The sequence below is a fragment of the Paenilisteria rustica genome (assembly GCF_013820765.1).
Classification (GTDB): Bacteria; Bacillota; Bacilli; order Lactobacillales; family Listeriaceae; genus Listeria_A; species Listeria_A rustica.
Genome location: NZ_JABJVM010000006.1, coordinates 118,304 through 137,933, shown reverse-complemented (window position 1 = coordinate 137,933; position 19,630 = coordinate 118,304). Strand labels below are relative to the sequence as shown.

The window sequence follows — 19,630 nt, the reverse complement described above, 5'->3', positions numbered from 1 at the left end:
CGACTTAAATCCAATCGTGGAATTTCTTGATGTAGAGATTTTTGGCGATTTGGACGGTTATCATGTAGCCGGCAAGAATCGCGATGAGCCACGGGAAGTAGCTAAGCGGTAGGCTGACGAGTCCGATGCCGTGACCAAGTGACGTGAATGGAATGATAATGCCGATACCCATCACGATTAGGGTGGAAATCATCACTGGTGCGGCTGCACGACTTTGAATGAATGGAATTTTCTCGGTACGAATCATGTGTACGACGAGCGTTTGTGTGAGCAGGCCGACCACGAACCAGCCACTTTGGAACAGCGCTTGCTCGGCGATGGTATTCGCGCTAAAGACGAACCACATGATGGCGAACGTGAGAATATCAAAAATCGAGCTGACCGGGCCAATCAGAAGAATGAAGCGCAACATGTTTTTACGATCCCATTTACGCGGTTTTTTCAAGAAAGATTCGTCCATTTTGTCCCATGGGAGCGTCATTTGCGAGACATCGTACATGAGATTTTGCAAAAGTAGGTGAATCGAAAGCATCGGTAAAAATGGCAGGAAGGCGCTGGCGACAAGAACGCTAAACACGTTTCCAAAATTGGAGCTGGCGGTCATTTTCATGTATTTTAAAATGTTTCCGAAGACGTTTCGACCTTCCGTTACGGCGTCGTTTAGGATGGTTAAACTCTTTTCGAGTAGAATAACTGAGCTTGCGTCTTTGGTTATATCGGCGGCAGTATCAACGGAAATCCCGACGTCTGCTTTGCGCAGGGCTGGGGCATCATTGATTCCATCGCCCATAAAACCAACAGTGTGCCCGTCTTTTCGAATCAGATGAATGATGCGGGATTTCTGAGTTGGCGTGAGCTTGGCAAAAATGTGGTGCGTCCTCGTTGCTTCGGTGAGTTCATCGTCATACAGGAAATCGATATCGGAGCCGAGTAGGAATTTCTCAGATGGAATGCCGACTTGGTTGCAAATGGTTTGCGCGACGATTTCGTTGTCGCCTGTGAGAACTTTGACGGTAACGCCGTGGTCATGCAGGGATGCGATCGCTGGTTTCGCGGATGGCTTGGCGGGATCAAGGAACCCGAGGAAGCCGATCAGTGTCATATTTTGCTCATCGATAACGGAGAAAGATTCTTTTTCCGTCTTCGTTTTTGTCGCGATGGCGATAACGCGCATACCGTTACGATTCATCTTCTCACATTGCGTGTGGAGGCGCTTTTTGATTGGGTCTGTCAGCTCGATGATCGCACCATTTTCTTCAAGCTGCGAGCAGACGTCGAACATTTCGGTAATCGCGCCTTTCGTAATCATTTGCAGGCTGTCCTTTTTGCGTAAAATAACGCTGAGACGGCGGCGCGCAAAGTCAAACGGGATTTCATCGACTTTTTCTGGTGTCGTGAAACGCTTGCTGTCGCCGATTTTCTCCATGTGTGAAATGATCGCGTGGTCCATGATATTTTTCCAGCCGGTTTGGAAGTGGCTATTTTGGAAGGCGAGCGCTAGAACTTTATCGGACGTTTCGCCAGTCGTATCAATGTGTTCGATGAGCTCGACTTTATCTTTGGTCAGCGTGCCGGTTTTGTCGGTGCAAAGAACGTCCATCGCGCCAAGGTTTTGAATCGCGCTGAGCTCTTTGATGATGACCTTCTTTTTGGCCATGCGAACGGCGCCTTTTGCGAGATTGGTGTTGACGATCATCGGCAGCATTTCGGGCGTAAGTCCCACGGCTACAGCGACTGCGAACAGAAGCGCCTCGGTCCAGTTACCTTTCATGATGCCATTGATCAAAAAGACGATTGGAACCATGACAAGCATGAGGTACATCAGCAATTTGGAAATCGATTTGACGCCTTTATCAAAACTGGTTTCGTCACGTTTGGCAAGAGCTTCTTGAGACAGGGAGCCGAAAATGGTGTTGTCGCCGGTCTTTAGAATCAGCGCTTTTCCTTGGCCGCTAATCACGTCCGTTCCCATGAATGCCAAATTATCTCGTTCAAAAATACTGAGGCTTTTTTCGGTGGCTTCGACGAATTTTTCAACGGGAATCGATTCGCCGGTGAGTGGTGATTGGTTGATAAATAGGTCTTTGGCTTCGATGATTCGCGCGTCTGCTGGGATAATGTCGCCAGTTGAGAGGAAAACAATATCGCCTGGAACGACATCAACAATCGGAATTTCTCGTTGCATGCCATCACGAATAATCGCGGTCGTATTTTCAATCATATTTTTCAAAGAGAGACTGGCTTTTTGGGCGCGCATCGATTGGGTGAAGCTCAGAATGACGCTAAATAGGATCATCAGAGCCATAATGATGGTCGCCTCGATGTCGGCTGTCACGTAAGAAATAATCATCAGGAAGGCAAGAATATAAATAAATGGGTTGTGAAAAGCCTTGGCTAGATTGAGGTACCAAGGTGTTGGCTTCTGTTCGGCGGTGATGTTTTTTCCAAATTTAGTGCGCCGTCTCGTTACTTCTACTTCGTTTAGGCCTTGGGTCGTTGTTTTGTATTTCGTAATCGCTGCTTCTTTATTTGCTGTGGAATCTTGGAGTAGTGTCCGGTTTACCTCTTGTTCATTGCGTAACTTGTTTAGTGCTTTTTTCATTGTATTATCCTCCGATTCAGTTTTTAAACTGTCACGGCTTTTTTAGTTTTCTGGTGGAGTAAAAGCCATTCCAGTCTGGTATTAAGTTCGATGATTCAGGTTCGGCAGGGTCGTCCTCGAGAAATTGTGGCATGCTACTCCACCTCCGTTCTATATAATTTGACAATAATAAGCATAATAGCAGAATTTTCATTTCATGCTTGTTTACGCACAAAAAATCCCTACCTGTCTAGTGACTTTGGCAGAGATTCAGAATTTATATGCGCCTCAAAAAAACACAAGATTCCCCTCGCTAAAGTTTTGGCACTATGCAACGTAAAGAAAACAAGTTTCTTAGCCACGTTATGGAAAGCCTTAATCCGACAATCCCTGTTCAACCCATTGGCGTCTTTGGACATTTTTGGGCAGTGGCGTATTTTCACATAGGAGCCTCACCGTACAGGTCAGCGTGCCCACAAACGCTCATTTGCGTCGTTAAAAGTTCCGTTCCGATGCTCTCGTACAGTCGTACGCTCCGCTTCGGTACTCACTTTTGCCTAGCAACTAAGCATTTGTGGGCACGCTGAAGTTTGGAGACACGGACTTGGCTTGGCGGTGGAAGGGACTGATGGGCAGGCTGATACATTTAATTATTGTTCTTGACTCTTCCAGGGTAGCATCGATGTTTTTTTGTGTCAAGGGGGTTTCCCTAAAAATGTTGCGTTGGGGCAAGATAATTGTTGGGGGAGGAGGGGCGTGGGAAGGGCTCGGGGATTGGATGGGAGCGGGAAATTTTTATTTGCGTGTTGTTGGTTGTTTAAGTTTTGTTAAGGATTGGAGGGGGGATTAAATATTTCCTAAAGATGTGCGGATTGTCATTGTTTGGGGGCGGGATTTGTGATACTTTTAGGGTAGGTTTTGGAAAATTCGTGAAGTGTGAGGGGGATATGAGATGAGGAATAGGTATAGTTGGATGTTGCTTGGGCTCGTGGTGATTGTCGTTGGCTTTTTGGTGGGGAAGCATTATTATACGAGGGCTTGGGCGGAGCGGGAAATCGATGCGTTTGTTAGTGAGCAAGGTGTGCCGAGTAAGGCTATTTATGATGAAAAATTGGTGTGGGATTGGATGAAAAGTGGGGATTATGTGAAGCGTTTTAAGGTGCGTGGTGATTCGGCGGATGTTGTGTATGAGTATCTTTTTTTTGTGAAGGATGGTGATGTGTTGTTTGTGCCGTATTCGTCAACGAGTGATGAGCCGGATGTGAAGTATTCGCCTGAGAAGACGGAGGCTGATTTTAATCTGTACGATGGAGAGGCGTATGAGGATGGTGATTCGTCGCTTTATGTGGAGCATTTGAAGTTGATAACTGGCGCTGATTCTGGGCTAGGTAATGGGAAGTTTGTGTTACATAAGAGCAGTGGTATTTTTGATGTGGATGGGAAGGAAATCGAGGCGGATGATGTTAAAAAGGGCGATAAGCTGAAAATATATTTGTCGGAAAATACGGCGGTTAAGGAGACATATCCTGCGCAAATTGATGGGAAGTATATTTTTAAAGTTGTGAGGGAATGAGGTGGATTTGATGAAAGGGAAATATGTGAAAATCGCGTTTTTGGCGGTTGGGATTTTTGGGCTTTGGGGATTGTTTTTTGGGATTCGGCTTGTTGGTTATGTGGATTCTATTCAGCGTTTTGGATTGGAGCGGACGGCTTGTGGGACGGATGGATGCGCGATGCCGGTGATGTGGTTGGATGTGGCTTGGGTTGTGGTTATTTTTGTAGGGCCGTTGATTGCAGCGCTTACTTGGTTGGTTATATGGGGAGTTCGGAGTAAACGATAAGGAGGGTAATGATGAAGAATAGGAAGATAGTCGTGGCTTTGATGGTGGTTTTGTTGACTGTGGGAGTGGGATTTGCGATAGATAAAATAAATAGTAAGGATATGCGTGTGGTGAAGGAGAACGATAGGACGCAGTATATTGGTGAGGATGGGATGTCGTTTTATTCGATGGTGGATACGCCTGACAAGATTTATACTTTGATTGACACGGAAGGCGATACGGATACATACAGAATCGCGAAGGCGGTTTATGCGATTGATAAGCAGACTGGGAAAATGGAGGTAGTGCCAGAGTCTAAGAAGATGAAGTTTGGTATGGACGGGATTGATTCAACTTTTGGGAACGAGGATTATCTTGGTTGGGTGGAGGCGGACGCAGATGGTGCGACGCGGACGGTTATCTATGACATAAAGCAGGAGAAAATTTTGAAGAAATGGAACAGTAGTGATGCGCATTCATTTTTCGATTTTCATGTGATAGGTCACCGGGGTTATTGGTTGGAGTCTAGCGGGAAGACGGGATTGGTTATGTCGTATGATTTGAAAACGGTTGAGGAGGAGCAGCTTGATGAGCTTGGAGCGGAAGGGACGGTTCTGGCTTTCTCCGAGCATAAAATGTGGTATCAGGATATTCGGCGAGGAAGCGGGCATTTGAAGAGTTATGATCTGAGGTCTGGGAATTACGAAATATATGATTTAGGCGTGGATTATAGTGATTTGAAGCCAGTCGGTGATAATTTGGTGGCTTATTCCAAGGATAACGGGCTTTACTTGTACGATACGAAACTGCAAAAATCGGCGTTATTGAATGGGGAGGATAATGGGATTAAAGCGAATTATGATGGGAAGGGGCTTATCGTTACGGATCAGATGTCGTATAAAATAGAGCGTTTGGATGGGATTCGGTATAGTAATACGATTGAGTCGGAGTACCAGGATAATCATCTTTTTTCAACGGCAGAACGGATTCAGTCATTGCTTTTTATCACGAAGGTTGGCGAGCATGAGGAGATTATACGGATGAATCAGGATGCTTTGCGGTGGTCGGAAAAATGACAATAAAACACCCCGAAATCAGATTATTAGTCTAGATTTTGGGGTGAACATTAGATGGGGAGCATCGTCTGTTTTTAGTTATTCAAGCCTTATTTTGCGTTTTCTTGGGCCATTTTTAATTTGTAATCAGCAGCCGCTTTTTCGTTGTATTCTTCACCAGTTGCCTTATTCGCTACATTTTCTTTGGCCATCTGTCTTTTCTTTTCTTCAGTAGCGGCAGCCATTTTTTTGTCAATATCTGATTCAGCGGCTTTTTCCTCAGCCATTTGTCTTTTCTTTTCAGCCATAGCAGCAGCGATTTTTTGGTCAATCTCTGCATCTGTTGCGTTCTCAGTTGCCTTTTCTCCAGCCATTTTTAATTTGTAATCAGCAGCCATTTTTTCGTCATACTCTCCGCTTGCCACTTTCTCCGCGGCTTCTTGTTTTACGGCATCTTCTTGTTTCATTTTAGCCGCCATTTCTTGTTTTTGTGACTCGGTTGTCTCTGCTTTTACGTCTACTAGAGAGAACGCGGATACTCCTAAAATTGCGATGAAACCTACTGCGGTTAATAGTTGTGATTTTTTATTGAATTTTTTGATCATAATGATTCTCCTCTTTAATCTTATTTTGTTTTTACTGAAATGTGCCAGTGTGGATGGCTGATAATACGTAGAATATTGCTCGACTAATGTAATAATGGTGTGTCCGTAGGCGATTCTTTCTGCGGGATTGATAAAAGTCAGAGCCAGATTATCGCAGGCTATTTCTTGATCTTCACGCATGGCACGACAGGCGTACCAAAGAATAGGATTGAACCAGTGGACAATGAGCAGGCAATTCATCAGTAAATTCATGCCGATGTCTTTTCGTTTATAATGGGATAATTCGTGATAAAAAATGTATTTTAGTTGCTCGTCTTTTAGATGATTTACGTGTTTTTCATCAAGTAAAATCCTAGGTTTGCTCATTCCGAATAGGGTTGGAGCTGAAATTTTTCCGGAATAGTGTAACGGGATATCTTTTTCGATGGACATATTTTGCTTACATTGCTGATAAATGTCCAAAACTCTTTTTTCAGTTATTAGTGGTTGCTTGCTTATATAGGTATATAAACGTTTGTTTGTCATTATTATGAAAATTCCGGCAATCAGGATTCCTAGTATCCAAATCAATAGAAAGATAGTGTGCATGTCAATCTCAGCAGGTACTTCCTTGGCTATTACTGGTATTTCCTTGATGGTTTCTGTTGCTATCGTTGTACTTTCTTGGCTGACAACTGGCTCTGCTACTGGGGTGATGTGTAGCAGGGAATAGATGCTAAAGGAGCTTTCTGGGAACCAAGGTAGTACGAGTCTGATCACAAGAATGAGCCATAATGCGTATTTCCATTGCGGTGTTAGCCAATTTCTTAAGACGAAGCGGATGCACATAATGAATATGACCAACACGCTTGCCAAAATAGACGTTTCGATGACCCAGTTAAAAATAGAGGGAAGGTACGTATGCCATAGCATATGGAACATAACTATCTATCCTTTCTGGGATTGGATTCAGCTTTATCATCTAGGAGTTGTTTGAGTTCGTCGATGTCCTCGGATGATAGTTTTTCCTCTTTTATAAAATTCACGAGTAGTGGTTTGAAAGCTGCGCCGTAAAAGCGGTTTAACAAGGATTTTGTTTCGCTTTGCATGTAATCTTCTCGAGATACTAATGCGGTGTACGTGTGCAGTTTTCCTTTTTCTTGGTGGGAGGAAATAGCTTCTTTTTGGACTAGTCGGTTGAGTAGCGTTCGTATTGTTTTGGGACTCCAATCGTGTTCTTTTTCCAGGGCTTGAATTATTTCACCGGCTGTCAGTGGAGATTCGTTCCAAATAACTTGGATGACTTCTAATTCAGCTTCTGATATTTTAGGTAAATGCCCCATTTTATTCCTCCTCTCTTTGGACTACGTTTGTAATCCGTGAATAAATACTAACATGCATCGTTATTGGAAGTCAACCCCCTTTTTGATACTTGTGTTGCATCGGGCTGTTTTATGGAGTAGAGTAGCATGTATAAAGAGTGTGTCTTAACTCACAAATAAGGAGAGCGATCAATGATGAATGTGCTAATAATTTATACATATCCAAATCATGAAGGCTTAAATTACGCTATCAAGAAGACGGTGGAAAAAGAGCTAGGTAAGCAAAATATCGTCAAAGAAATTGATCTTTATAAAGAGGAGTTTGATCCCGTTTTACGTTTTGACAGTATGAATAAGCGTCGAGATTTACATAAAGATGCCGGTACGAAGGAATACAGAGATCATGTTCTTTGGGCGGATTTTTTGATTTTTATTTACCCGATTTGGTGGAGCAGTACGCCGGCGATTTTAAAGGGGTTTATTGATAAGGTTTTCGCGAAGGATTTTGCTTATAAATATAAGGGGATTCGGCCGATTGGGCTGCTGAAAGGGAAGCAGGCTTGGATTATTAATACGCACGATACGCCGGCGGTTTATGCTAATTTTATTCAAAAGGATTATGGCCGAATTCTAAGTAAGCAGATTCTGAAAATGTGTGGTGTTTCTACTTACAAACATACGTCGTTATCTTATGTAAAAGGTTCTAATGAAGGCAAAATAAATAAATTTCTTCAAAAAGTTGCGAAGATTAGTAGCACTATTTGATATGGGGAATGTGTTCAGGGCGTTTACTTTACGGCGAAAGTAGATGCAAAATTTGGATGGATTTATGTTATGCTAATTAAGTCTTATTTAGTACGGGTTTCACAATCTATACGAGGACTCTAAACAGGCGCCAGTACATGATTGAGAACGATTATCAGTTAACTTTATACTACCCTATTTTCACAATAACTGATATAATAAGCAGTGAATGGAAACGCTTCCTAGGGAATGGGATCCTAGCCGGGATAAATCGGCGGCAAGCGCTCGCATTCCGCAAGTTTGGCGGACTTCCGGTTCTCATGTACCAAATGTACACTCCGCTTCCGGCTTCCGCCAAACTTGCGGAATACAAACGCTTTCGCTCGATTTGTGGAAAGCGAGGTGTATGTCTTACCTGAAGATGAGGGTTTTGGTATTTTTCGGCTTGTTTGTGAGGTAGGTCAAGTGTTTCTAACTAATTGGCACGAGTTCTTAGTTTTCAAGGAGGGATTTTTGGATGGATGCGAAGGTAAAAGTCACGGTGAAGATTAACGGCAAGGCGCATGATGTGGAGGAAGGAACGCGGATTTTAGATTATTTGAATGACGAGGGTGTGCATCATCCGCATATTTGTTATAGCAAGCAAATGGGCGCGATTCAGTCGTGTGATACGTGTATGTGTGAGGTTGACGGCGAGTTGATGCGGGCTTGTAGTACGGATTTCAAGGATGCAATGGAGATTAAGTTGGATTCGGAAAAGGCGAAAGAGGCGCAGCTTGAGGCGATGGACCGGATTTTGGAGAATCATATGTTGTATTGTACGGTTTGTGATAATAATAATGGGAACTGTCGGGTACATAATACGGCGGAACTGCTTGAGGTGGATACGCAGGAACGGCCATTCCGTGAGAAGGGTTATATCAATGACTTTTCGCATCCGTTCTATCGTTATGATCCGGATCAGTGTATTCTTTGTGGGCGCTGTGTGGAGGCGTGTCAGAGTGTGCAGGTGAATGAGACGCTTTCGATTGACTGGGATCGGCCGCAGCCTCGGGTTATTTGGGATGATGATCGTCCGGCGAATATGTCGTCGTGCGTGTCGTGTGGGCTTTGTGCGACGGTTTGTCCTTGTAACGCGTTGATGGAGAAATCGATGCTCGGCCAAGCTGGGTTTATGACGGGAATTGGCGAGGAAGTTCTGGAGCCAATGATCGATATGGTTAAAAAAGTGGAGCCGCCGTACCAAACGGTTTTCGCGTTGTCGGAAATGGAAAAATCGATGCGGGATACGCGGACGAAGAAAACGAAAACGGTGTGTACGTTCTGTGGGGTTGGGTGTACGTTTGAGGTTTGGACGAAAGGTCGCCAAATCTTGAAAGTGGAGCCGACTGGTGAAGGTCCTGTAAACAAATTTGCGACGTGTGTGAAGGGTAAATTTGGTTGGGACTTTGTGAACAGTGACCAACGTTTGACGTCGCCGCTGATTCGCCAGGGTGATGAGTTTGTGGAGGCTACGTGGGAAGAAGCGATTGCTTTGATTGCGGAGCGTTTGGGTAGTTTGCGTGATGAATTCGGAAATGATTCGCTTGGCTTTATTTCTTCTTCTAAAACGACGAATGAGGAGAATTATTTGATGCAGAAATTGTCGCGTCAGGTGTTTGAGACGAATAATGTGGATAATTGTTCGCGTTATTGCCAAGCGCCGGCGTCGGATGGTTTGACGAATACGGTCGGAATTGGGGCTGATTCGGGAACGGCGGAGGATATTGAGACGGCTGGACTTGTGATTTTGGTCGGTTGTTCGCCGGCGGATGGACATCCGGTTCTTGCTAGTCGTATGAAGCGTGCGCAGAAATTGAACGGCCAGAAATTGATGGTTTCGGATCTTCGGAAACATGAGATGGCGGAGCGCGCGGACTTGTTTATTCGTCCGAAACAGGGCACGGATTTCGTGTGGTTGACGGCGGTTGCGAAGTATATGATTGATATGGGCTGGCATGATGCGCCGTTTATGGAAGCGCGGATTTCGAATGTGGCTGATTACATGACGTTCCTCGAGCCGTTTACGCTTGAATATGCGGAAAAAGAGACGGGGCTTTCGATTGAGACGCTTAAAAATGTGGCACAAATGGTGCACGAGGCTGATGGCACGGCGATTTGTTGGGGTATGGGTGTGACGCAAAACATCGCGGGCTCGCATACGTCGGCGGCGATTTCGAACTTGCTGCTTGTGACGGGGAACTTTGGTCGTCATGGCGCGGGCGCGTACCCGCTTCGTGGGCACAATAACGTGCAAGGGGCTTGTGATATGGGATCCTTGCCAAACGTATTGCCGGGCGTGCAGTCGCTGCTGAATCCAGAAGTTCGCGCGCGTTTCTCGGAAGCTTATGGCGTGGAAATTTCAGATGTACCGGGACTTAAAAATAATGAAATGTTAGATGCAATCGAGGCTGGGACGCTTAAAGCGATGTACTTGATTGGGGAAGAGATGGCTTGGGTGGATTCGAATACGAACCATGTCCAAGATACGCTCGCAAAACTTGATTTCTTCGTGGTTCAGGATGTCTTTTTATCGAAGACGGCGCAATTTGCTGATGTTGTTTTACCGGCATCGCCTTCGCTTGAAAAAGATGGCACGTTTACGAATACGGAGCGTCGTGTGCAGCGTCTATATGAAGTATTGGAGCCGCTTGGTGATTCGAAACCGGATTGGTGGATCATTCAAGAAGTGGCGAACGCGTGTGGTGGTAACTGGAACTTTACGCATCCGAGTGAGATTATGGATGAGGTTGCGAGTCTGGCGCCATTCTTTGCGGGTGTGAGTTATGACCGGATGCAAGGTTTTGATAGCCTCGTTTGGCCAGTTTCGGCGGACGGTGTTGATATGCCGTTACTTTATGAAGAACGTTTCAACTTCCCAGATGGCAAAGCGAAATTCTCTGTCTTGCCGTACATTGCGCCGATTGAATTCCCGAAAGAGTTCGATCTAACGCTGAACAATGGCCGTTTGTTGGAGCAGTTCCATGAAGGGAATATGACGCATAAAACGAAAGGCTTGGATTACAAATTACCAGAAGTTTTTGTAGAGGTATCGAAGGAATTGGCGCAAAAACGTGGTATCGAAGACGGTTCGCTGGTGCGTTTGACGTCGCCGTACGGTCACATTAAGGTGCATGCGGTCGTGACGGATCGGGTTCGCGCGAATGAGGTTTACTTGCCAATGCACTCGGTCAGCCACGAAACGGCGGTCAACTTATTGACGTCGAGCGCGGGCGATGTGCGGACGAAGACGCCGGCCTACAAACAAACGAAGGTAAACTTGGAAGTATTGCAAAAATGTGGTGAGAATCCGCTGCCGAAACATAATCCACGAAATGCGGCGAGATTCCCGCAAAATGGTGTGGAGATTGAACGCAAGTGGGCGCGTGCGGACTACCAGCCGATTTCGAAACATAATTGTGCGTGTGGTGGCAACTGTGGATGTAAAAAAGGGAGTGAATCTTGATGGCAGAACCGATTTCTAAAATTCGCCGTGTGGAAAAAACGGATGATCAGATAAAACAGGATAAAATGACGGCGATTAAGGACCAGATTGCGACGGATGACGCGGCTTTCATGGAAGTTTTGGAGCTAGTGAAGGCGTTGCATGATTCTGGGGCGCTGGATATGTTGAACAGTGCTTTGAAGGCGAAAGAGGATATCGCGACGACATTTTTGAATGAGGCTCGGAAAGAACCAGCGACGAATGCGATTAATAATTTGATGATGACGAGTAAATTATTGACGGAGACGAAGCCGGAGCAGACGGAGAAAATGTTGGCGGGACTTGCGAACGCGCAGGCGAAGGCGAATGAGAGCTTGAAAGAGGACACGACGCTGGGACTTTTTGGACTGGCACGAGCGATGAAGGATCCTGATGTGAACCGGGCGTTGCGCTATGGACTAGCGTTTTTGAAAGGCGTAGGTCAAGAATTGAAGTAAAAATTAGACTCCAGATGTTGCTCATAAACGCGCATCTGGGGTTTTCGTTAGGTGGGGACGATGATGGAGACGACTGCGGGGCTTGGGATTCGGCGTTTTAAAGAGGGGCATATGTTTGATGATGTGGCGACGGTGGCTGTTGAGTATCCGTTGACGATTTATGTGAATGAGGAGGAGCTGGTGACGATTGTTTGTACGCCGGAATATGCGGAGGATTTGGTGATTGGCTTCCTGACTTCGGAGGGGATTGTGCGAGGGGTTGCGGATATTGATCGTGTGGAAATCGTTGAGGCGACTGGGCACGCGAAGGTCAGCGCGAACTTTGTGAATAAATTTAATGCGAAATATCGTGCGAAGCGCTACATCACGTCTTGTTGCGGGAAATCGCGAGAGAATTTCTATTTCCAGTCGGATGCATCGCTTGTCGAGACGCGGAATGAGACGGATTTGGTGCTCCGCCCAGCGGAAATTTTCGATTTGATGTCGCGTTTTGAGGCGGATTCGGATACGTTTCGCAAAACTGGTGGTGTGCACAACGCCGCGCTTTGTAGTCGTGATGAGGTGATTTGCGTGCGGATGGATATTGGGCGGCACAACGCGCTGGACAAAATCTACGGACATTGCTTGAAATCGGAAATCCCGATGACAGACAAGGCGATCATTTTCAGCGGTCGGATATCTTCGGAAATTTTAGTGAAAACCGCGAAAATCGGTTGTGGTATTATTTTATCGCGCTCGGCACCGACAGAACTCGCGATAGAAATGGCGCGGGAGCTCAATATTACAGCAGTTGGTTTTATTCGTGGAGACGGTTTTAGCGTTTACAGTGGGCAACAGCGAGTTTTGGAAAGTTAACTAAATTATAGAAATAGCAGGTGAGATCACGATTGTGGTTGAGCCTGTTTTTTTTTGCGTGGTAGAGATATGGCGGAAAGTTCACAAATATGACTCTCTTAACAGGAAATGCTGTATTTTTTTATTCTAGTAATATTGCTAAGATTATCATAGTTGCGGAAAAGGTCGTACAATTGACAGCTGTGGACGTGTCTGATCTAGAGGATGTGATAGGCGAGGAGAATTAATAATAGGGACGTTTTTAGGAGTAATCATACAGAAATTAAATTGGAGGAATAAAAAAATGACAATCAAGAAAATAAGCATGGCAACGGCGGCACTGGTAATGACAGTCAGCATGCCGATGCAGACATATGTAATGGCCACGGAAAGTCCGCAGAGCTATTCGACAAAAGCAGAAGGTATTCTAAAACAGACCTCGGAGGATAATGAAACCATACAATTGATAAATGGGAGCTTTGAAGATCCAGTTATTGCAAAAGAGAGTGACCAGTTAGACGCTTCCTTGGTGCCTGGTTGGCAGACGACTAGCACGAGTAATTTGATCGAAATCCAACGACTTTATAATGGATTAGTAGCAGCGGATGGCGATCAATATGCAGAGTTAAATGCGGATCAGGTATCTGCCTTGTATCAAGATGTAGCAACGACTCCTGGAAAAACAATTCGGTGGAAAGTTTCACATAGAGGTAGGGGCGGTGTAGATACAGCAGATGTTAAATTTGGCGCGCCTGGTCAAGCGTTAGAGCTGATTACAACCATGTCAACAGATAATAAAGCTTGGAAAGAATATCAAGGAACCTATACCATTCCTGAGGGACAAACAACAACACGTTTCCAATTTGAAGCAATTTCAACGTCTGATGGGGATGCAACGCGTGGTAACTATCTAGACAATATCGTTTTTTCGACACCCTCTGTCCTAACCGTTAGCGATACGTTAGAACAAACAAAAATCAAGCAGGGAGATACGACTCGTTATAATGTCACACTAAATAACGCGGGTGGTATGGATGCTGGGAAGATTCAATTAGAGATTCCGTTACCAGAATCATTAGGCTACGTGCCAGATTCTGTTTTAGTAGATGGCGTTGCAACAAGCAATGTGACTTATAATGCTGCATCTCATATGTTGCAAGTTAACCTCGATAAACTTAGCGTAGGCACTGCACCAGTTGTTAGTATCGGTATCCAAGGCTTGGCTAAAACGACGGCGGCTGAAATAAAGACGAAGGTTCTCTACGAAGACTTAGGCTTTTCTGATAAAGTGTACACTAGTAGCTCATTAGGTACGGATTTAGAAGTAACAAATGATGCGCCAATCATAACTGCCACTGACAAAACTCTGAAAAAGGGCGATGCATTTGACGCACTATCGGGTGTAACTGCTAGCGATACGGAAGATGGTAATGTAACAAGTAAGGTAAGCGTGACGGCGAACGATGTCGATACATCGAAAGTCGGCACCTACCATGTGACGTATAGCGTGACAGATTCTAACGGTAATACAACGACAAAAACGATTACAGTGACGATAACAAGTAATGATGCCCCGGCGATTACAGCTACGGATATATCTGTGAAAAAAGGCGGCACATTTGATCCGATGTCAGGCGTGACGGCAAGCGATGCAGAAGATGGTAATGTGACGAGCAGTGTCCAAGTGACAGCAAATGATGTAGACACATCAAAAGTAGGAACGTACCATGTGACCTATAGTGTAACGGATTCCGATAATAATACAACCACGAAAACAATCACCGTGACAGTAACAAGCAATGACGCACCAGTAATTACAGCAACAGATAAAACGTTGAAAAAAGGAGCTACTTTTAATCCGTTGACAGGTGTGACGGCGAGCGATGTGGAAGACGGTAACATCACGAGCGGCATCAAAGTGACAGCAAATGATGTAGACACATCCAAAGTAGGAACATACCACGTGACCTACAGCGTGACGGATTCCGATAACAATACAACAACGAAAACGATCACAGTCACAGTAACGAGCAATGATGCCCCGGTAATCGTAGCATCAGACATTGTTCAACGAATCCACACAACATATGATGTCAAAAAAGCTGTCACAGCAAACGATACGGAAGATGGCGATGTCACAAGCAAAATTACGGTCACGAGTAACGATGTCAACACAGAAAAAGCAGGAGTTTATCACGTGACCTACAGCGTGACCGATTCCGACAATAACACAACAACGAAGACGATCAAAGTTACTATTTTGACCAATGATGCGCCTATTATTACCACAAAGGATGTCTATTTAAAAGTTGGCGATACATTTGATTCTTTGGAAGGTATCACGGCAAGCGACCTAGAAGATGGCGATATAACAGGGAAAATCGAAATTGTATCAAACAATGTCAACATGAAAACGGAAGGTCTGTATGAAGTGGTGTACGCGGTGACGGATTCGGATGGTAACACCACAAAAGCCACACGCCACATTTATGTACGCACGAACGATAAGCCTGAAATTCACGTTTCCGACCAGACATTTAAAGCAGGGTTTGCCTTCGATCCGATGTCGATTGTGTCCGCGAGTGATTTAGAAGACGGCGATGTGACAAGCGCTATCAAAATTACAGCGAATGATGTGAATCCGGCGGTTGCAGGGACGTACCACATCACATATAGCGTGACCGATTCGGATAAAAATACGACAACAAAAACGGTTACTATCACCGTGTTGACGAATGAAAAGCCAATCATCACGGTAACGGATCGTACGGTAAAAGCGCATCTTGCATTTGATCCAAGGCTCGGTGTTTCCGCAAGTGATTTGGAAGATGGCGATTTAAGCGATTCTGTTAAAATTATCGCAAATGACGTCAATATCGATGTGCCAGGAGAGTATCATATCACGTATAGCGTCCTAGATTCGGACGGTAATTCGGCTGAGAAAACAAGTACTATCACGGTTCTGAGCAATGATAATCCAATTATCACAGGACAAGATAGCAGTTTTAAAGCTGGGCGTGCTTTTGATCCGATGGCAGGTATTACAGCGAGTGACACAGAAGATGGCGATATCACAGCGGGCATCCAAATTACTCAAAACGATGTCAATCCAGATGTTGCGGGCGTTTATCATGTCACGTACAGCATCACGGATTCGGATGGTAATACAACGGAGCAGACGTATACGATTACTGTTTTGACGAACGAAAAGCCTGTCATCCATGCGAAGGATATCACGCTTGCGTTCGGCCAGAAGTTTGATCCGCTAGTTGGTGTTACCGCAGAAGATTTGGAAGATGGCGATATCACGAGTAGCATCCAAGTCATCAGTAACGATGTGAATCCGAATCAAGCAGGCATTTATCATGTGACGTACAGTGTGATTGATAGCGATGGCAACGAAACACAGTTCACGATTACAGTCATCGTTGGCGCGCAACCAATCCTGCCGGTAGATCCGATTACGCCGCCAGTAGCCCCTGCGAAGCCAGTTACACCAACAAAAACAACGACACCAAGCGTGAAGCCAGCACCAGTAGTAAGTCCGATTGTTCCAATAAAAGTTGGCCCATCTGCACCAACGAAAACCTTACCAAAAACAGGGGATAGCAACACGACATCAACTGTTCTATTCGGAGGTCTACTAGCAGCACTCGGCGCGATGTTCTTGCGCAGAAGAAAATAATATAATATAGAAGCAATACAAAAATAGTAGGCAAAACCAGCAAATGGTTTCACCTACTATTTTTTGTCCATTCTAAACCACTTTAAAACAATGGCATATCAGGGAAATCAGCTAATTTTTTGATAGCATCAAGGTCTTCAATCACCCACGGTTTTTTTGTGGAAGTGAGGATTCCTTCATCACGCAATTTCTTTAGCACGATCGTGACGTAGCTCTTAGAGGCATCGGATAACTGGGCGATAGTGACATAATTAACGAATGGTGGCAACTCTACTTTATTATTTTGGACATGCATTCCAATAGTAGATAAGCGCATTAAAGAAAAGTAAACGCGTTGTTCGGCAGTAATAATACGGCTGCGTACAGTGGCTAGAACATACATTTTATAGCGTATTTTCACTGCGTGTTGCAACATAACATAGTTTCTAGGATCCTCTAACGCCAGCATTTTTCGCAAATAGCCAAAATCGATTTCCCACCAAACCCCGTCACTTATAGCTAACAGGTCAGTAGATCGCGGAATATACTCCGTTACGATAGGTAATGTTAAAAAATCACCAGGCGTAGCAATATAGAAAACCCTAAAAGTATCATCATCACCTGAAAAACTGGACTTCACGTAACCACTTTCTATTAATAGACACGTTTTTCGAGTATTATCAAGAGTTTCAGTTGTCCCTGGGGATACCCGACGTTGCCTACAAAACTGATTGAACTGTGAATCCTTCTTTAAAATTTTCATAATATTCGAAAATGATGCGTAAGATTCTAATGTTTCCTTGTCATACATTGAAACCACTCCTTTTTGGGCGATAGAATATAATACGTGTGTATGATAAGTAATGCTAATAGGAGTATAGGAAGGAAGAATGAATAGCACTACTGGTACAGTTTATTCAAATCTCTTAACTTTTCATTCTTCACAAAAAATTCACATTTCGGTAGTATTTTATCAAATCACAAGTATGTATAAGCCATCTTTATAGAATATATACCCTGAATAAACTTTTTGGAACATATGTTATGTCTAGTAGTATGTTGCTCTAAAAAATGAAAATCATAAAAAGGAGTATACTATATTTATTCCAAAGGGAACGAAAAAAGATTACAAGGTTGATGATCTTAAAGTTCCTAATGATACTTTCTAACGAATGGACACACGAATAACAAAGGATGTGAACAAAAGTTCACAGAAATCCCGAAAATGTTAGATGTAACAAGCAGGATCTAACTAAACTTCCCCTAGAGTAGCGAACGAGCTACTCTAGGGGAAGTTTTTTTGTGGATAAATCATAACTAATTTGAAATAAGCCTATGTTTTGCCTCAGATTACGCAGGGTAAATAACAGTTAGCTACAGGAATAGTATATCAATCGGAACTATACTGTTTGGAATCTAAGGGGAAATTAGAATGAAAAAATCAATTGTAGCTAGTCTAATTGTAGCGGCAAGCCTAATATGTATGTACCTTCACATGAATACAATCCACGCACAAGCAGCGAGCGAGGTAGACCTAAAGCCATTACTCGAGAAGGCCGGGAGTGGAACGCTCGTTTTGAAAGATAAGAAGGATGTGACGTACGTCGTGAATGCTCCGATAACCAACGTCAAAAGCAGCATCCAAGGCGCGCCAGGTGGATCTTATATCAAAGCCAACTTCAAAGGATATGGCAACACGAAAACACCATATCTTCTGTCATACCAAGCAGGAATTAACAACAAATCCGTGAAAAACGTCACCTTCAATTTGGCACTAATCGGCCGCGGCGCTATCCATTTCGAACAAAATAACGCCATTACAATCGAAAACAGCGCGTTCACAGGATACTCCAAACAATACGGCTATTACAAAACCGATAGCTCGATTTCCTTCACAGATTCCCAAAATATTACGATAAAAAATAACCGTTTTTTCGACAATGGTTACCAATATGGGAGAAACACGAACGATCTGAACCGCTCCGTCACGATTCAAGGCAACAAGGGGAATCAATATGAGATTTCCGGCAATGAATTTACACGAGTGAATCAAGCAATCGTCATTCAAGGTGATAGAATTAGTAGGTTGAATATTCATAATAATGCATTTAATAATGTTGTCGATAATAGTATCTATTTACTGAAAATACCGACCGCGAATATTTACAACAATGACTTCAATAAAGGTCAGAAAACGAGTTCACCAGACGAAGGCATTGTCCTCGATGGCGGCTATTTCAAGATCACCAACAATCGCGTATACAATGTTTTGAATAAATTCATCGCGATTAACGGCAATACAGCTCGTGTCGATGTGACCCTGAACCATATTAAAAATGAAAAAACAAAAATCCGTCCAGCAGTCATTGCATGGAGGAACAATCGCGATTACGTAGTTAGCCAGCTGAATCTCTCCAATAATTGGATTGACACCGACACCGCACCCGCCAATTACGACGTCATCCCAATCGGAAAAGTAGCGAAATTAGCCATCCAAAACAACCAAATTACGCTAAACGGACTTGCTAATTACCAAAAAATATTCAGCTTATTAGGCCAAACAGCAGTCGATTCCGTGTCGATCACCGGCAATAATATTATACCACGCAAAGGCAGCACCATCTCGAAAAACGCCCTTCTCATGCGGGAGCAGTTGCCGACAATACCGCGAATCAAACAATTAGCACTAGTCGGTAACCATTTCCCAGGCAAATATCCAGCCATATTAAACACCTTGAAGGGCAGCATCACACCGAATACGTACCGAAATAAGAGCATCTATATGACAGGCCGGTACACTGGAACTGTTGTGAAGGCCCGACTCATCGTCAATGGCGTTCCAAAAAACTGGGGTGGTAAATTTGAAAAAGGCATTTTCGTGTATTATGTAGGGGCAAAAACGAATTTCAAGCTAACCGATAAAGTAGAGCTAATTGCGTATAACGCGAATAATAAACAGCTAGATCGCAAACGGCTAAAAATTATCAACTAGCTAAGCAAATTCTTCGTCAGACCGAAATAACTGGTTTGGCGATATTTGCTGTA

General features: G+C 44.1%; 13 protein-coding genes and 1 riboswitch. Of the genes, 9 read left to right on the top strand and 4 right to left on the bottom strand.

What is annotated here, in order from left to right:
* Nucleotides 1-4: 4 nt before the first annotated feature.
* The gene (gene mgtA, locus HPK16_RS07895; RefSeq protein ID WP_181676448.1) at nt 5-2,602 is read right to left on the bottom strand and encodes a magnesium-translocating P-type ATPase; all 2,598 of its coding nucleotides are present in this window, start codon (nt 2,600-2,602) and stop codon (nt 5-7) included.
* A gap of 279 nt (nt 2,603-2,881) precedes the next feature.
* A riboswitch (M-box (ykoK) riboswitch) is annotated at nt 2,882-3,052 on the bottom strand.
* Between the two features lie 481 nt (nt 3,053-3,533).
* On the opposite strand from mgtA, the gene HPK16_RS07885 reads away from it, so the two are divergent.
* The 3 genes from HPK16_RS07885 to HPK16_RS07875 are packed head-to-tail and all read left to right on the top strand — an operon-like array spanning nt 3,534 to nt 5,477.
* Entirely contained in the window at nt 3,534-4,154 is a 621-nt protein-coding gene (locus HPK16_RS07885; protein WP_181676447.1) for a hypothetical protein, read from the top strand.
* A 10-nt stretch (nt 4,155-4,164) separates the two neighbouring features.
* A complete protein-coding gene (locus HPK16_RS07880; protein WP_181676446.1) occupies nt 4,165-4,422 on the top strand; it encodes a hypothetical protein in 258 nt (85 codons plus the stop codon).
* An 11-nt stretch (nt 4,423-4,433) separates the two neighbouring features.
* The gene (locus HPK16_RS07875) at nt 4,434-5,477 is read left to right on the top strand and encodes a hypothetical protein (protein ID WP_181676445.1); all 1,044 of its coding nucleotides are present in this window, start codon (nt 4,434-4,436) and stop codon (nt 5,475-5,477) included.
* An 89-nt stretch (nt 5,478-5,566) separates the two neighbouring features.
* On the opposite strand, the gene HPK16_RS07870 is transcribed toward HPK16_RS07875, so the two are convergent.
* On the bottom strand, nt 5,567-6,982 hold the full coding sequence (locus HPK16_RS07870; RefSeq protein ID WP_181676444.1) for a M56 family metallopeptidase: 1,416 nt from the start codon (nt 6,980-6,982) through the stop codon (nt 5,567-5,569).
* 2 nt (nt 6,983-6,984) lie between these two features.
* Complete coding sequence (locus tag HPK16_RS07865) at nt 6,985-7,383, bottom strand: BlaI/MecI/CopY family transcriptional regulator (protein ID WP_036060470.1); 399 nt, start codon at nt 7,381-7,383, stop codon at nt 6,985-6,987.
* 171 nt (nt 7,384-7,554) lie between these two features.
* Between HPK16_RS07865 and HPK16_RS07860 the strand changes: the two genes are divergently transcribed.
* The 5 genes from HPK16_RS07860 to HPK16_RS07840 all read left to right on the top strand — a co-directional run bounded on the left by HPK16_RS07860 (nt 7,555) and on the right by HPK16_RS07840 (nt 16,606).
* Complete coding sequence (locus tag HPK16_RS07860; RefSeq protein ID WP_246369336.1) at nt 7,555-8,127, top strand: NAD(P)H-dependent oxidoreductase; 573 nt, start codon at nt 7,555-7,557, stop codon at nt 8,125-8,127.
* Between the two features lie 496 nt (nt 8,128-8,623).
* The gene (gene fdhF, locus HPK16_RS07855; RefSeq protein WP_181676443.1) at nt 8,624-11,611 is read left to right on the top strand and encodes a formate dehydrogenase subunit alpha; all 2,988 of its coding nucleotides are present in this window, start codon (nt 8,624-8,626) and stop codon (nt 11,609-11,611) included.
* The gene (locus HPK16_RS07850) at nt 11,611-12,087 is read left to right on the top strand and encodes a helical membrane plugin domain-containing protein (RefSeq protein WP_181676442.1); all 477 of its coding nucleotides are present in this window, start codon (nt 11,611-11,613) and stop codon (nt 12,085-12,087) included. Before fdhF ends, HPK16_RS07850 begins: the two co-directional genes overlap by 1 nt.
* A 63-nt stretch (nt 12,088-12,150) precedes the next feature.
* Nucleotides 12,151-12,942, top strand: coding sequence for a formate dehydrogenase accessory sulfurtransferase FdhD (gene fdhD / locus HPK16_RS07845; RefSeq protein WP_246369334.1), 792 nt, complete (start codon nt 12,151-12,153; stop codon nt 12,940-12,942).
* Between the two features lie 283 nt (nt 12,943-13,225).
* The gene (locus tag HPK16_RS07840) at nt 13,226-16,606 is read left to right on the top strand and encodes an LPXTG cell wall anchor domain-containing protein (protein ID WP_181676440.1); all 3,381 of its coding nucleotides are present in this window, start codon (nt 13,226-13,228) and stop codon (nt 16,604-16,606) included.
* 82 nt (nt 16,607-16,688) lie between these two features.
* Here HPK16_RS07840 and HPK16_RS07835 read toward each other — a convergent pair whose 3' ends face one another.
* Nucleotides 16,689-17,396, bottom strand: coding sequence for a Crp/Fnr family transcriptional regulator (locus HPK16_RS07835; RefSeq protein WP_181676439.1), 708 nt, complete (start codon nt 17,394-17,396; stop codon nt 16,689-16,691).
* A gap of 621 nt (nt 17,397-18,017) precedes the next feature.
* On the opposite strand from HPK16_RS07835, the gene HPK16_RS07830 reads away from it, so the two are divergent.
* The gene (locus tag HPK16_RS07830) at nt 18,018-19,577 is read left to right on the top strand and encodes a right-handed parallel beta-helix repeat-containing protein (protein ID WP_181676438.1); all 1,560 of its coding nucleotides are present in this window, start codon (nt 18,018-18,020) and stop codon (nt 19,575-19,577) included.
* The last annotated feature ends 53 nt before the right edge of the window (nt 19,578-19,630 follow it).